The sequence below is a fragment of the Gaetbulibacter aquiaggeris genome (assembly GCF_044003965.1).
GTDB classification, from domain to species: Bacteria; Bacteroidota; Bacteroidia; order Flavobacteriales; family Flavobacteriaceae; genus Yeosuana; species Yeosuana aquiaggeris.
This window is the reverse complement of sequence record NZ_JBAWKC010000002.1, coordinates 265,753-281,308: the sequence shown is the minus strand read 5'-3', so window position 1 is coordinate 281,308 and position 15,556 is coordinate 265,753. Positions and strand designations below refer to the sequence as shown.

Below are 15,556 nucleotides of genomic sequence, written 5' to 3'. Positions count from 1 at the left end.
ATTAAAATGCTTATAAAATCCAGACTTTTAGTTTTAATAATATTTCTTTTCTGCAATTTTCATGTCATAGCTAAAGATTATTATGTGCACCCTAAATTAGGAAGCGATTCAAATAATGGATTAACCAAAGAGTCTGCTTTTAAAACCTTATCCCAGGTTTCCAAAATAAAATTGCAGCCCGGAGATACAGTATTATTGGCGTCAAATCAATTATTTGAATCAGGAATTAGTTTAATAAACCAAAGTGGCACAAAAAATAATCCCATTATCATCACTACAATTAGCTGGGATGCTTCCGAAACCATATTGCCGGCAATTATAGATTTTAAAGGAGAAACTCATGGGATTCTTTTAGAAGATTGCAGTTTTATTAAAGTATCTAATTTAAAATTAACTGCTAATGGTTTTAACAACCCAAGCATTTTACAAAAAATGAGATGTGGTATTTTAGTTAAAAAAACGTCTTCAACAAATATGCAACATATTGTGATAGAAAATATTACTATTAATGATATTTACTATGAAAATTACGGTTTTGTAAGAGGCGAAAATGAAGTTAAAACGGCCAATGGCACCCAAAAATATGGCTGGGGTATTCGCGTCATTAATGACACAAATTCTTTAATTGATGATATCAAAATTTTGAGTTGTTCTATAAGCAATGTGTCTCATACAGGAATCAAATTAACAGGGAATGAAAAAAATATTTCAAACATTGAAATATCAAACAATACCATTCAAAAAACCGGTGGCCCTGGAATTCAGATGTCTGGTGTAGAAAATGTGTATGTATCCAATAATACCGTTTCCCATTCTGGTAGTCATGATGATTCCAGAAAATGGGGGCGCGGGAGTGGCTTATGGACCTGGGGTTCTTCAAAAGTTTTAATAGAGAAAAATAAATTTTTATACGCCAATGGTCCCGGCGATTCAGCAGGTGCACACATTGATTTTAATTGTGACAACATAGTTTTACAATATAATATCAGTGCTTATAATGCCGGTGGATTTTGCGAAATACTTGGAAATAATTATAATTGCTCCTATCGTTACAATATTAGTGTTAATGATGGTCACAGGGTTAAAGGTATTGATGGTGCTTTTCAAGAAGGTAAAATTTTATGGTTAAGTGGGTATCAGGGCACAAAGAAAAAAAGAAAAGGCCCTGTAAATTCCTATATCTACAATAACACTATATATTGTGATTCTTCTATTGTTGCTAAAATAGCTATAGATAATACTAGCCGTGGCATCCTGATTGCTAATAATATATTTTATTTAGAAGGTGATTCAAAAGCGGTATTGGGCGATCAATACAAACCAGATAGTGCATCTGGCGATTCAGCAAAAAATGTATTTTTTAAAAATAATTTATTTTTGAAAAAAGAGAACTGGCCAAAAAATACTGGGTTAATGGACGTAGCCCCTATCATTGGAAATCCAGAATTTAGGAATAAGGGAGGTATTGAAGCTAAAGATTATACGCCTGAAAATTTTAATTTAGTACATTATAAGGGCATTAACATTGATTTACTTCCTCAAGATACTAGCGGACTGCTACAATCGCTTAAACTTGAAAAGGACATATTAGGAAACTTAATTGGAGTAAACCCTAGTTTAGGTGCCATAGAACCTGTTACAGGTAATGATTAAATTTATATTTGCCGTATGACTATTTTTAAAACAAAATGGATTTTTATTTTTTTATTTTTTAGCTTTCAGTATTTCGTATCACAAAATCTAAAGAATAAACCGAACGTATTATTTATAGCTGTAGATGATTTGAGACCAGAATTAGGGTGCTACGGACAACCACAGATTAAATCGCCCAATATTGATAAATTGGCTGAATCGGGTTTACTTTTTAATCGTTCGTATTGCAACGTTCCAGTTTGCGGGGCATCACGTGCAAGTTTGCTATCTGGTGTGCGACCTAACCGCCATCGCTTTGTTGATGCCCACATAAGCCAAGACGAAGAATTACCGGGTGTGTTAAGCCTGCCTATGCATTTTAAAAACAATGGCTATTACACCGTTTCACTTGGTAAAATTTATCATAAACGTCCCGATGCTGTTGGTAGTTGGAGTGTTCCTGAATATTACCCAAAATCAGATTGGAAAGGTTGGCAAGGATATGTTATGCCAGAATCAGATACGCTCATAAAAAATGGTAAGTGGGGAATAGATGGCCCTAGCTTTGAGGCACCAGATGCCCCTGATCATATTTACATGGATGGAATGATTGCAGACAGAGCTGTTGAGTATCTGCAACAATTTAAAGACACTGGTCAGCCATTTTTTCTTGCTGTAGGATTCCAACGGCCTCATTTACCATTTAACGCGCCTAAAAAGTACTGGGATATGTATAATTTTGATAATATACAACTTCCTGATAATATGTTTAAGCCTGAAGGGGCACCCGATGAAAGTATGCATAATTTTTCTGAATTACGAGCATATACTGATGTTCCCGAAGAAGGGCCAATGGAGAAAGAGTTTATGCGAAAATTAATTCATGGATATTATGCATCGGTAAGTTATATGGATGCCCAATTAGGTAAAGTATTGAAAGAATTAGAACGTTCCGGTTTAGCAGACAATACCATTGTAATCCTTTGGGGTGACCATGGTTGGCATCTTGGTGAGCACAATTTATGGGCGAAACATTGCAATTTTGAAAAGGTTTTGCACACACCCTTAATTTTAAGCGTACCTGGAAAAAAAGAAAACATAAAGACAGATGCATTGGTGGAACATGTTGATATTTATCCAACACTTTGTGAATTGGCTGACCTCCCGAAACCTTTTCATTTACAAGGTAAAAGCTTCGCTCCCCTAATAGATAATCCAAATCAACCTTGGAAAGAAGCTATATATAGTCGCTGGATCAATGGAGAAACAATCGTAACCCAGTCGCATACCTATACAGAATGGTTTAATGATAAGGGTGAAAAAACAGCTCGCATGTTATATGATTTAAGTAAGGATCCAGAAGAAAACCTTAATATTTCAGAAGAAAAGGAAAACAAAAAACTAATTATTGAATTATCTGCAAAGATCAAAAAACACATAACAGAAAGAGATCATATAAAACTACCTTAGATTACGACTAGCATTATTTTGAGCGCCATAGTACTTTTTAGAGTTAATAATTAAATTAAAATTTTATAGATGACTTTTTTTAAAACAATATGGGTTTTTATTTTTTTTCTTTTCAACTTTCAGAATTTAGTTTCACAAAATCTAAAAGACAAACCCAACGTGTTATTTATTATTTGTGATGATTTAAATGATTATCAAGGGGTATTTGGTGGCCATCCACAAGCTAAAACGCCTCATATAGATAAATTAGCTGCTTCTGGGGTTCGCTTTATGAATGCGCAATCCAATGTGCCCGTTTGTTCGCCTTCAAGAAACAGTTTGATCACAGGTGTCTATCCACATGTATCTCTAGATTATGGATGGACCGATTTAAAAAAACAACCGGTATTAAAAAATAATAAAACCCTTATTCGATATTTCAAAGATAATGGCTACCTAACTTTAGGAACTGGTAAAATAACTCATGGTGAAATAAAAGAAGACTGGGATGAGTGGGGAATGCCTTTAAAATACAATTATGGACCTGTTTATTTTGATGGTGAAAACAGAATAAGCAATCCAGCTGTTCCTGCACCATTCAGTTCTATTGGCCCCATAGATGGGTCATTTGGACGTTTGTCAGCAGGTATTTCTGAAGGTATAAAAGGAGAAAAAGGTTGGGTTTATGGTCCAGATAATAAACCTATGCGTTATATAAATGATAAAGACAGGGATTTGATGCAAGACGAATTACATGCAGAATGGGCGGTAAAAAAAATAAAAGAATTAGATAGCCGCAATGATAATCAACCATTCTTTATGGGAATAGGTTTTGTAAGGCCACATACTCCCTTACATGCACCAGATAAATATTTTGATATGTTTCCGTTAGATAAAATTGAATTGGAGAAGTGGATGATTGATGATGAAAAAGACACTTTTTACAATACTAATTTTGACCCGAACGACAACGATAATAATAAAGGACATAGATATTACAGAATGCTATTGGAATCCTATAATGGAGATAGAGCGTTGGCTCTTAAACATTTTTTACAAGCTTATTTGGCCTGTGTAGCTTTTGTTGATGAACAAGTTGGCAAAGTAATAGATGCTTTAAATGACAGTAAATTTAAAGATAATACCATTATTGTCTTTACAAGTGACCATGGATGGCAGATGGGAGAAAAAAACTATTTATTTAAAAATTCTCCATGGGAAGAAAGTACAAGAATTCCAATGATCATAAAAACCCCAACTTCCAAATCAGCTTTAACAGTAGAACATCCTGTTTCGTTAATTGACCTCTATCCTACCCTAAAAGACTATTGTCATTTGACTGGAAATAACAAATTCAACGAATCTGGCGGTGATTTAGGTGGCTATAGTTTAAAACCATTTATTGAAGAAAATGATGCAGAATGGAAGGGCCCAAACGGCGCATTAACGGTTGTTGGTAATTACGGAATAAAGGTTCAAACTCAAAACCAAAATTTTTCATACAGAACAAAATACTGGCGCTATATACGTTATGGAAATGGTCAGGAAGAATTATACAATCATAAGAAAGATCCCTATGAGTGGCACAATCTTGCAAGTCTAAAGAAGTACAAGAAAATTAAAACCCGATTATTTAGTGAAATGGACATTATTTTGAATAATAAATAATGGTAATTAGAACAACCTAAAATTTTATATAAAAATCTTTATTTCAGCCCATTTGACTGGATAGTTTTGCTTTAATAGCACATGCCGTTTTTGTAATTGCTAAACCACCCTTTCCTGTACATTTAACACATGTAGGCATTTGACTACTGACACTAGATACGGTACTTATAACCTCATCTAAAGGAATTAATGCATTATATCCGGAGGCAACCATGGTCGCTGAAGAAAGGGCATTTACTGCAGCACTTACATTTTTACCAAGACAAGGTGCTTCAACACGATCAGCAATTGGGTCGCAGACCAAACCAATCATGTTTTGTATCGCCATTGAAGCTGCGTCAATGGCTTGCTTTGCCGTGCCACCAAAAAGCTGCACAATCCCAGCAGCGGCCATGCCGGCAGAGGCACCACATTCTACCTGACAACCATGTTCTTCAGCAGAAAACCCCGGACCATTAGCAAAATAAACACCTACCAAGCCTGCCGCGAAATAGGCTTGAATAAGTTCTTCTTCACTTGCATTTAATTCATCTGCAACTGCTTTTAATACGCCGCCAACAGCGCCACAAGAACCAGCGGTTGGATTAGCAACGACAACTTCCATAGCACTTTTTGACTCCATTATTGCTGAAACATTTTTAATTATTTCATTTACAATAGAATTCTTTAAAATTTTTCCTGCTTTTGCCGCTTTATCAATCAAATGAGATTGTTGCGGTAAAATACGATCTTGATAAACTGTTCCCTGTAATCCTGTTTCAATACTTTTATTAATAATATTGACATGGTTAACCATGATTGCATTCACTTCATTAGCCGATAATCCACTTTGAGATTGCTCATAAATTAAACCTAACTTTCCTAAGTCATAATGATGCTCATTACTATATTTTATGAGAGATTCAATGGTTGTATATGGTACTGTTTGTTCGTTTCCGGCAATGATTGGTAACACAGGTTTTAATAAAATCACTTCAGCAACTGACCATTTTTCTTTTAACATGGTTAAAGTATCATTAGAAAGATGATCAGATAGTTTAACATTTATTAAAGTTTTTCCATTATTTATGGATTTATTTATAGACTTTAGTTCCGGTAAGCCTAGTTTTATTGCATCAAAAATGTCAATCCCATCATCTAAAAGGAAAATCAACTCATAATAATCTCCTCTTATACTTACTTCAAAACCATTTAACTCTTGAATTTCAAAGGCGCCACCACCAAGCGATGCTGCTAAAGCACTTACCTTTTTACCCGTAATACCTTCTAAGTTGAGTCTAACCGTATTAACATGTTTCGTTTTAAAAGAATCCACTTTATAGCTAATTGATATACCTCTATCAGCCGCCACCTCTTCCGTTTTTTTCATTAAATTATCAGTCATTTCCAATCCTAGTAATCCGCCGTCAATACCCAAAGTGGTTCCTTGTTCTCTATAATTTGGGGCCCAAGCGCCATTTTTATCAAAATCTATAACAGCACTTTTTAGCGGCTCTTGCAACATTTCCAAACAGATTGTTGCGATTCTCCAAGAAGCCGCTGTATGTGAACTAGAGGGCCCTCGCATAACAGGACCAATAACATCATTAAAAATACTAGGTAATTTTCCCATGTTAAAACTTATTTATTGTAAAACATACCTGTAAGATATATAATTTTCCGTTTGTATATTATTATAAATACGGTCAAAGCTCTCATATTAATAAGATACTTTTTAAACCACTAAAACTATTTGGTTTATAAAAGGGAATATCTCAATTTTATTCCTGTTGATTTTCGTCATTGTTTATTGATAACGTCATCATTATATTTCATAATTAAAACGGCGTCATATGGAAATAAAATTAACAGTTAAATACACATTAGTTTTTTGTATTATACTCTGTTTTAGTTGCAGTAAAGACTACCCGGATACTGATATAGGTAATCCTCAAATTTGTTCGACTATATTGGATGGATTGACCAATAATCCCATTGAGGGCGCAACATTAACTATTACATATGATACTGGGTCACAATTAGGACCCTTTTTGACTTATGCCACCGCTGACGTAAATGGATTGGCCTGTACCACTATTTCATCAGGCTCTCTACTATCAATATCTGCCTATGCTCCTGGGTATAAAGCACAAAATGTTTTGCCACCATTACCCAATACGATTCGGCTTTTTCCAGTTGAAGAATAAAAATATTGAAAATGATTAATAGAACTATACCATAACACTACTCCAAAAAAAAATAGTATTTGATATGATTGAAAATTCAAGGAATCATTAAATTTATTTACTTATTATTATATTAGTTTAGATAAATAGCAGAATAATAAGAGGAACAAAAACTCCTATTATCCAGTGAATTATATTAGTAATATGTATATTTATTCCACATATAACTAGTTATATGGCATATAAGAACTTCAACACTAAAATATAGGATATGAAATACAGAGTGCATAGACTAGAGGTCAAGAGTGAAAACATGCAAGAAAAATTAGAGCAATATTTAAATAAACTTGATGGTGAAGTTATTTCAATAATCCCTAATGTTCGTCCAACCTTTCAACTTATGGGGGCAACAGCAAAAATTGATTTTATACTTGTTGTTGAAAAGCAAATAGGATAGACTTATAATTTGTGTAAATGTGTTTACAGGAAACCAAGAAATGAAAAAGCATAATAACTTTTTTACGGATAAGGCATCAATAAAAACTATTGATAGATTAAGAGTTATTTATTTCGGAATTGCAGTTTTATTTTTCTTTCTGACGGAAATAGGAAGAAATATCTACAGACCATATATTTATTCGAATAACATTAATGATTACGGAATTGCTGATAGCATTGGAAATTCGGGGGGAATAATCGTTCAAATATTTTTTAGTTTGGCATTATTGAACTCTCCAAGAAAGAAAGTATTTAATGTAATTGGATTTATTGTGATCGGATATATTCTTTATGAAATATTGCAGCCCTATTTGCCTCGTGGAGTATTTGACTGGAAAGATATTTATGGGTCTTTAATAGGTGGTGTAATATCCTTATTAATTTTGTTCATTTTAAAAAAGATTGTTAAAAATAAAGTGATTTATGAAATAAAATAAATACACCATACAACAAAAAATATAGTGTATTTGGCAGATACTGCTAAATTGAAGATTGTTGCAATAAATAAACATAGTAGTAAATTGAAAGTTTGGAGCGTTGAAATGCCAAACGCACCATATTTAAAACGCCGTATCCGCATGGCCGTTGTGGTTAATGTTCGAAAACCGAAAATTTGAATGAATAAAACAATATTTGAGATTACCAAAATGGATTGTCCTTCCGAGGAAAATCTAATCCGAATGAAATTGAACGGAATTTCAACTATTGCGAGTTTAGACTTTGATATTCCGAATAGAAAATTGACCGTTTTTCACAGCGGAGAAATTGACCACATCGAAAAGTCCGTTCTCGAACTGAATTTAGGCGGAAAGAAAATCTCAACCGAACAAACCGACCAAACAGAATTTAAAGAAACTGCAAGCCAGAAAAAACTACTTTGGACTGTCCTCGGAATAAATTTCGCCTTTTTCCTAATCGAAATGACGACTGGAATAATCTCAAAATCAATGGGATTAGTTGCCGACAGTTTGGATATGCTTGCTGACTCATTTGTTTACGGAATTAGTTTGTTTGCGGTTGGCGGAACGATAATAAAGAAAAAGCGGATCGCAAAATTCGCTGGATATTTTCAAATAACACTTGCAATTATTGGATTTGTAGAAGTCTTAAGAAGGTTTTTTGGAGACGAGAAACTTCCCGATTTTTCAACAATGATTATCGTTTCGATTTTTGCACTTATCGCAAACGGAATTTGTCTTTACATTTTACAAAAGTCAAAAAGCAAAGAAGAAGCTCATATGAAAGCGAGTATGATTTTCACCTCAAATGATGTAATTATCAATTTGGGAGTTATAGTGGCTGGACTTTTGGTAAATTGGTTGAGTTCAAGCAAACCTGATTTGATTATCGGAACAATTGTTTTTGTCCTGGTAATTCAAGGAGCATTTAGAATTTTGAAATTAAGTAAATAAAATAAAAAACACTAACCACAACAAAGGCGATAGATTATTACGGCTAAAATTTGCTGTCCTTTTACTATATTTAGGGTCAATAAAATTAAACAAGCGACCGGGCACACGTGCAGGGAAACTGCTCTTTCTGAGCACAGCGGATATAGCAAATTGCGTCTAATGGCTTCTATTGCTATTGTTAAGCTTTGCTTGCAACGCAACCCGCCATATCAACGTGGCCATGCTTCATTATGACAAACCGCTAACCAATGATAAAATTCTTTAGAAAAATACGATTCGACATTATGGAGAAAAACAAAACTGGAAAGTATTTAAAGTATGCTATTGGAGAAATTGTTCTTGTAGTTATTGGGATTTTGATAGCATTATCTATTAATGATTGGAATGACATAAAAAAGAACGCAGAATCGGAACTTATTTATTATTGCAGAATTTTAGAAGATTTTGAACTCGACAAACAACTTATAGACGAATTAAAAGATAAGGCAAATTATAGAATTGATTCAAGCAAAAAGATTTTATTGGATTTGGATTCAGGCAAAAAAGAAAAGCATTATATTATAAATCAGTTTATATTGGCCACCAGAAGTGAGGTTTATGAACCTCGTAATGTGACCTTCAAAGATTTAATTTCTTCAGGAAACTTAAAGTTACTCGATGATATCACCATAAAAAATAGCCTGATTCAATATTACAGTGAATTGGAAAATAAACAGCTTCAATTGAAACAAAATAGAGATGAAATAATAAAAAAAGTTTTTGAACTGGTTAACACTTCAATTGAAATTGGTGCTATACAAGAATTTGAATATGTGCATCAAATACTTGATCCAGAAATTCTACAAATATTGCCTCATGACGATTGGACAAAAGATAAAAACAGTGACTATTATAAAAAATTACAATTGGTGCTCTTGTTCAATATCGCAATGGCAGACAGAGAAAAACAGCATTTATCTGCAATCGATAATTTAATGGAAAAATCTTACCAACTCTTATTGAAAAAGTGTGAAAAACAAGCTGAATAGCGAAAGAACAACACCGTCCATAAGTAATAGCTTGGTCACTGACAACTTACAAAAAGTAAATAACCTTATACGAGTTTATCAACTAATCAAATATTCAATATCTTAGTATTAAAGAGTTGATATAGACAGATATTCACCTCACCAAAAACCAACCACTATTATGACTCCATTCTTTAGAAAAATCCGTAAACATTTGGCAGATGCTAACAAGCCAATAAAATATTTAAGATATGCTATTGGTGAGATTGTGTTAGTAGTCATAGGGATTTTGATTGCTTTGAGTATTAATAATTGGAATGAACAGCGAAAATCTCGGCTTCAAGAAGTTAATATCTTGACCAAGCTAAATACAGATTTAAAAGCGAATCTAATTGAAATAGAAGGATTGAAAGATATTACTGAAAAAAGAATTAAAGCATCTCAAACGATTCTAAATTATTTTGAAGAACATAAAGCTATTGATGATAGTTTAAAACATAGCTTCGAGTTAATAAATAATGACGATTTGTTCAATAATGCAAACACAACATATAAATATATTGAAAACCAAGGCGTAAACATATTGAGAAATGATAGTATTCGATCAAAAATCACTTCGATGTATGAACGGCATTTTAAAAATATAGCAAACAGAGAAAATACAAATTGGAAAATTCTAACCGATGATTTAAGACCTTTAATGGATGTTCATTTAGAAGTCTCTGAACCTCAAGATAAAAATTTTAATGAAGAATATGCATTGAACAAACCAATAAATATGGAGACGTTAAGTGAGAATATGCAATTTAAAAATGTCATTGTTCGCAATATGAATTTTATGTTATTACGATTGCGTTGGCAAAAAGAGACTTTAGAAGAATTAGATGGTTTAATTAAGGAAGTGGAACTTGAAATACAATATCTAAATAAGTAATGATAAAATTCTTTAGAAAAATTAGGCAAAAAATGCTGACTGAAAACAAGTTAAGTAATTATATGTTTTACGCTGTTGGCGAAATTGTTTTGGTTGTTATTGGAATATTAATTGCTTTACAACTCAATAATTATAATGATACTCTGAAACAAGAAAAACAAGAGATGAAAACTCTCCAAAATCTCAAATTAGATTTTGAATTCAATCTTTCAGAAATGGAAAAAAACATCAATACACTTGAAAATAGCAAGAAAACGGGTTTAAAAATCATCAATCAAACGGGAAGCAAATTTTCTGACAACTTTAGCATTGATGGCTTAATTGACCAAATAACTTATACACCTGTTTACTTTCCACAAAATGGATTTCTTTTAGAATTAGTAAGTTCTGGAAACCTTGGAATAATAAGCAATGAAATTCTACGCAATAGACTTTCTTCTTGGTTTCCTACTTTAGAAACATTAAAAGATAAAGAACAATTATCCCTTGAATTTAATAAATACCTTATTTTATACATAGTGAAAAATGGAAGTTGGCTAAATGCTGATAAAATGACTACAGATGAACAAATCAGAGAAATAAGTTTTCCGGAATCTGGATTTAAAATTGATAACAGCGAAATGCTTAAATCACCAGAGTTCGAAAATTTAGTAGAAAATCAAATCGTCAATCAAACAATTCTTCGCGAAAGACAAGAAAGATGTATTAAATTAAATAAGGAAATAATTAATCTACTAGACTTTGAAATAAAAAAATAACGAAAGCACAAAACCTTAATCTTATACCAAACCTTAACCTTGATTAAAAGCAGAACACTATTATGATACCATTCTTTAGAAAAATCCGTAAAACATTAGCAGATGATAACAAACCAATAAAATATTTAAGATATGCTATTGGCGAAATTGTTCTTGTTGTTATTGGGATTTTGATTGCTTTACAGATTAATAATTGGAATGAAACAAACAAATTAAAGAAAGAGGAACAAAAATTACTTATTTCTCTAAACGATGACTTTAAAGAAAATAATTTACGCCTTCAACAAACTATTAAAAAACAAGAAGATGTTGTTAGATATAGTAAGGAATTAATAAAAGCGATGTTGTCAAATAATAAAAATATCGATCCTGATTCTATAGGACAAATGGTCACCTCGGGTGCACAATCATGGTATAGAGCAGAATATGTTACTGGAACTTATGATGGTATTTTAAGTTCAGGAAATATCAATATATTAAATAATGAAAATTTAAAAAGGAATCTTGCGCAATTTTCTAGTGAAGTCAAATCGGGTTTTGAAGATCATGAGGAATCTATGGGCTATATGCTTGAGTTTAATAAGTTGTCCGCTCCTTTTTCTCATAATCTAATGAAACTTCAAGTATATAATGACTTAGATATTGTGATAAACGTTAATACTATTCAAAAAGCTGTCGATGAAATTATATCTAATAAAGTATATTTAGGGCTTTTGATAGATAAAACTATTGTTGAAAATCATAGACTAATTTATCAAAATAAAATCCAAAATTATATAAAAGAAACTCTCGCAATTATAGAGTCTGAATTAAGAAAATAACGAAAGTGCAACACTGTCTATATTTAAATAACCTTATAGCAATTTAACAAACTATCCTTTGAAGAAAGACAAGGAACTGTTTGGCATAAAGGTATATTTTTAGGCAACTACATCACTAAAGACATTCGCATTAACTGTTATGCAATAGACAAGTTCTTTTATTTTTATTCAGAAATACTACAAATGCTTATGTGAACCATCGCAAAATCCAGGTTTAGCTGTTTGTTTGCAATTGCATAAATAAGATGTTTTTGTTTCTTCTGCCACAAAAACTTTAGGGGAAAAAGAAGAACCCTTATGAGAGCCATCACAAAATGGCTGATTGGAAGATTCTCCACATGAGCACCAGGCATAAGTTTTTCCAGCTTCTAATTGTACTGGTAGTGGTGTTTTTCCAGCAATAGTCGGTTTTTTCATATTATTTATTATTTATTATTTATGTAAATATAAGTTTAATTATTTATTTGTTTTATTTAAAAATCATGAGTTTTAAATACGCTCAGGCTTTGGATTAGTGTGCAAGAGACCTAAGTAGAGGAATTTAAAATTCAGTATCATTTGAAAAAAAAATGTTTTTTATAATTAGTAGGTGTTTTGACGTTTCTGGTTAGAATTTAGGTGTCCTCATTTATTGCAAAACTCCAAATCCTATTTTACTTCTTTTTGCGATTTTCGCTAAAAACACTTTTAAAACACCGCATATTAAAAATCGCCTACTGAAATGGCTTAACTATTTTTATGAGTAAATGAAACATAAAGTAAGAGATTCAGACACTATTTCATATAAAAAGAAACATTTACAACCAAAAGTTTAACCAAAAAATGTAATCATGAAAAAACTACTTTTAATTTCTCTTTTATCATTTTTTTTCTTTAGTAACATTGACGCACAAGAAATATCTAGCGAAAAATCAAAGCATTCTTTCGTGGAATGGAATTTTGGTGTTGCTTATATGACTGAAGATGATTTCGTTTTTCCCGGAACTTCAGTTCTTTGGGGGGGGACATATATCAATGAAAATAATTTAATTTTTGAATATGAAGCGGGATTTGCCCTTCCATCACTTGTTACAGGTAAATTGGGAATAGGTAAAAAGTTTAATAATACTAAAGTAATCGTCGGAGTAAGACCATTCCCATTTAATCTGTACTTGCAATCTAGTTTTACGAAAGGGAAAAAAGGATATTGGATTACCTCCATTGAATTTAACCCACTTAATTCCGATGCATCATTATCATTTCAATCAAAAGCGATTTTGAATTTGGGATACAGATGGTATATAATTAAGAATAAGTAGTTAAATATTTTGTGTCCCATATTCTAGTTGGCCAAGTTTTAGTGGTGATTTTAAATTGTAACTAATTTACCAATAGTTAATTTTTAATAAAAGATAATTATTATGAGAACACTTAAAGTACATTTAAAAGTAATAACACTATTTTTCTCGGTATTAATATTGTTTCAAGGCTGTGTTACAGTTTATAAATCTACAAATGTTACTCTTGAAGAAGCAGTAAGGGCAGATACCAAAGTTAGAATTACAACCAATGATAATCAAACTATGAAGTATCTTAATATCACCAAAATTAATCAGGAATATTTTGGAATTAAAAAAGTTCATGGCGGTTTAACTAAAATTCCGATTCAAAAGGAAGCTGTCGAAATAGTTAGGATCAAGAATAAACCTATGTCAACGATTGTAGGAGCATTAATATATTTAGGAGGGTTTATTGTTGTAGTAGTTACAGGTGTCGTATTAAGTGGGGGTTTTGCTATTATGTAAGTCCTGAGTATAGCACCATAACAGAAATAAGAAGTTTTAAATACAGTCATAGTCTTGATAAGTATTCAAAAGACCTAAGAATATAACTTTTTTAATATGGTTGACAAAATGAGAAATAAAAAACCCGTAATATTTTGTAAATAAAGTATTTACGGTTTTAATTGTACTCTTGATTGACTTATTCTCGAACCAAATAATGGAGTTTTTCGAAAATTTAACAGAAGATTTTTGAAACAACTAAAATTTAAAATATGCCTTCACTTAAAACACTCCTTTTAATAAATCATTATTTATTCCAATATCTTTAGGGTTAAATACCATTTTATCATTTAACAAAGTTGCATATACACTTCTAAAATCTATCTTATAGATTAAGTCGCCATTATCAAGATTTTTTAAATCAGGATTTTCTCCAAACACAACGCTTTTGTTTTTCCCACCAATGATTAGCATAGGTGCTGCAGTTCCATGGTCAGTACCACTTCCATTGTCTTTTACGCGTCTTCCAAATTCTGAAAAAATAACGATAGTAGCTTGTTCCAATAATCTGGCATTTTTTAAATCTTGATAAAATGCCGTTACTACTTCATCTAACTCTTTTAGTTTATTTTGATGAACCCCTAATTGATTATTATGTGTATCAAAACCATTAAGTGATGTATAATATACTTTTGAGTTTAAATTGCCTTTTATTAATCGTGCAATCCACTCCATTTTTGAAGCTAATTGAGATTTAGGATATGAAATTTCTTTTTTTGATTTTTTTAAGGCTTTTTGTATTTCTTCTGAACCTTCATTCACAGAAAAAGATATTTTTCTAGCAAAATCTAGTTGAGGATTACCTGATAGTTTCATTGTCTCATGTTCAGGTTCTCTCTGTTTAAACTGATTTAAATTATTAACAGTTATGAAATTAGGTTCTTCACCTTTTAAAGATAAATTGTCAATGGTATCTAAATTAATACCTGCTGTGGGCATATGGTCATTACATTGCAAATCTAAATACCTGCCTAACCAACCATAACTTAAATATTCATTTGAAGCTGAAGCTGTTTGCCATATTTCCTGACTTCTAAAGTGTGACCTATTAGGTTCCGGATAACCTACATTTTGTATCACACTTAGATCTCCATTTTGTTGAATATTGGAAATACCAGTTAAAATAGGATGAAATCCCATACCATTACTTTTATTAATAACCTCTTCTTTTGAAAAACCAATATTGGGTCTTAGTATTTTATATAATGGGTCATCATAAGGTATAAATGTATTTAATCCATCATTTCCTCCGTTAAGTTGAATGAAGATCAAACATTCTGAACTGCTATTTACAAATGTCTGATTTTTTAAAGCATACAGAAAATTTGGAACAATTAATGCCCCTCCTGTAAATGTTGCCGAAATAGATAAAAATTGACGCCTTTTCAT

At 31.9% G+C, this 15,556-nt stretch carries 16 protein-coding genes; 13 read left to right on the top strand and 3 right to left on the bottom strand.

Going from position 1 to position 15,556, the window contains the following annotated elements:
* Positions 1-6: 6 nt before the first annotated feature.
* From V8G56_RS07610 to V8G56_RS07600, 3 genes are all read left to right on the top strand, one after another.
* Complete coding sequence (locus V8G56_RS07610; RefSeq protein ID WP_395437844.1) at positions 7-1,653, top strand: right-handed parallel beta-helix repeat-containing protein; 1,647 nt, start codon at positions 7-9, stop codon at positions 1,651-1,653.
* Positions 1,654-1,668: 15 nt separating this feature from the next.
* Positions 1,669-3,102 carry a sulfatase gene (locus V8G56_RS07605; RefSeq protein ID WP_395437843.1) on the top strand — a complete coding sequence of 478 codons (1,434 nt, stop codon included), beginning with the start codon at positions 1,669-1,671 and terminating at the stop codon, positions 3,100-3,102.
* A 69-nt stretch (positions 3,103-3,171) separates the two neighbouring features.
* On the top strand, positions 3,172-4,749 hold the full coding sequence (locus V8G56_RS07600; protein WP_395437842.1) for a sulfatase: 1,578 nt from the start codon (positions 3,172-3,174) through the stop codon (positions 4,747-4,749).
* A gap of 43 nt (positions 4,750-4,792) precedes the next feature.
* Here V8G56_RS07600 and V8G56_RS07595 read toward each other — a convergent pair whose 3' ends face one another.
* Positions 4,793-6,361, bottom strand: a complete 1,569-nt coding sequence (locus V8G56_RS07595; RefSeq protein WP_395437841.1) for an L-serine ammonia-lyase, iron-sulfur-dependent, subunit alpha — start codon at positions 6,359-6,361, stop codon at positions 4,793-4,795.
* 220 nt (positions 6,362-6,581) lie between these two features.
* On the opposite strand from V8G56_RS07595, the gene V8G56_RS07590 reads away from it, so the two are divergent.
* The 8 genes from V8G56_RS07590 (at position 6,582) to V8G56_RS07555 (ending at position 12,344) form a co-directional block, all read left to right on the top strand.
* Positions 6,582-6,935 (top strand): hypothetical protein, encoded by a 354-nt coding sequence (locus V8G56_RS07590; protein ID WP_395437840.1) that lies wholly within the window; start codon positions 6,582-6,584, stop codon positions 6,933-6,935.
* Between the two features lie 250 nt (positions 6,936-7,185).
* Positions 7,186-7,371 carry a hypothetical protein gene (locus V8G56_RS07585; RefSeq protein WP_395437839.1) on the top strand — a complete coding sequence of 62 codons (186 nt, stop codon included), beginning with the start codon at positions 7,186-7,188 and terminating at the stop codon, positions 7,369-7,371.
* 40 nt (positions 7,372-7,411) lie between these two features.
* On the top strand, positions 7,412-7,849 hold the full coding sequence (locus tag V8G56_RS07580) for a hypothetical protein (protein WP_395437838.1): 438 nt from the start codon (positions 7,412-7,414) through the stop codon (positions 7,847-7,849).
* A 180-nt stretch (positions 7,850-8,029) separates the two neighbouring features.
* On the top strand, positions 8,030-8,824 hold the full coding sequence (locus V8G56_RS07575) for a cation transporter (RefSeq protein ID WP_395437837.1): 795 nt from the start codon (positions 8,030-8,032) through the stop codon (positions 8,822-8,824).
* Positions 8,825-9,072: 248 nt separating this feature from the next.
* Complete coding sequence (locus V8G56_RS07570) at positions 9,073-9,852, top strand: DUF6090 family protein (RefSeq protein ID WP_395437836.1); 780 nt, start codon at positions 9,073-9,075, stop codon at positions 9,850-9,852.
* A 160-nt stretch (positions 9,853-10,012) separates the two neighbouring features.
* Complete coding sequence (locus V8G56_RS07565) at positions 10,013-10,765, top strand: DUF6090 family protein (RefSeq protein ID WP_395437835.1); 753 nt, start codon at positions 10,013-10,015, stop codon at positions 10,763-10,765.
* Entirely contained in the window at positions 10,765-11,523 is a 759-nt protein-coding gene (locus V8G56_RS07560; protein ID WP_395437834.1) for a DUF6090 family protein, read from the top strand. Before V8G56_RS07565 ends, V8G56_RS07560 begins: the two co-directional genes overlap by 1 nt.
* Before the next feature lie 62 nt (positions 11,524-11,585).
* Positions 11,586-12,344 carry a DUF6090 family protein gene (locus tag V8G56_RS07555; protein WP_395437833.1) on the top strand — a complete coding sequence of 253 codons (759 nt, stop codon included), beginning with the start codon at positions 11,586-11,588 and terminating at the stop codon, positions 12,342-12,344.
* 177 nt (positions 12,345-12,521) lie between these two features.
* On the opposite strand, the gene V8G56_RS07550 is transcribed toward V8G56_RS07555, so the two are convergent.
* Complete coding sequence (locus V8G56_RS07550) at positions 12,522-12,761, bottom strand: CDGSH iron-sulfur domain-containing protein (protein WP_395437832.1); 240 nt, start codon at positions 12,759-12,761, stop codon at positions 12,522-12,524.
* Between the two features lie 413 nt (positions 12,762-13,174).
* Between V8G56_RS07550 and V8G56_RS07545 the strand changes: the two genes are divergently transcribed.
* Both V8G56_RS07545 and V8G56_RS07540 read left to right on the top strand, forming a co-directional pair.
* Positions 13,175-13,642: a hypothetical protein gene (locus V8G56_RS07545; RefSeq protein WP_395437831.1), complete on the top strand. Its 468-nt coding sequence runs from the start codon at positions 13,175-13,177 to the stop codon at positions 13,640-13,642.
* Positions 13,643-13,744: 102 nt separating this feature from the next.
* On the top strand, positions 13,745-14,128 hold the full coding sequence (locus V8G56_RS07540) for a hypothetical protein (protein ID WP_395437830.1): 384 nt from the start codon (positions 13,745-13,747) through the stop codon (positions 14,126-14,128).
* Positions 14,129-14,389: 261 nt separating this feature from the next.
* Here V8G56_RS07540 and V8G56_RS07535 read toward each other — a convergent pair whose 3' ends face one another.
* Positions 14,390-15,556, bottom strand: a complete 1,167-nt coding sequence (locus V8G56_RS07535) for a DUF1501 domain-containing protein (protein ID WP_395437829.1) — start codon at positions 15,554-15,556, stop codon at positions 14,390-14,392.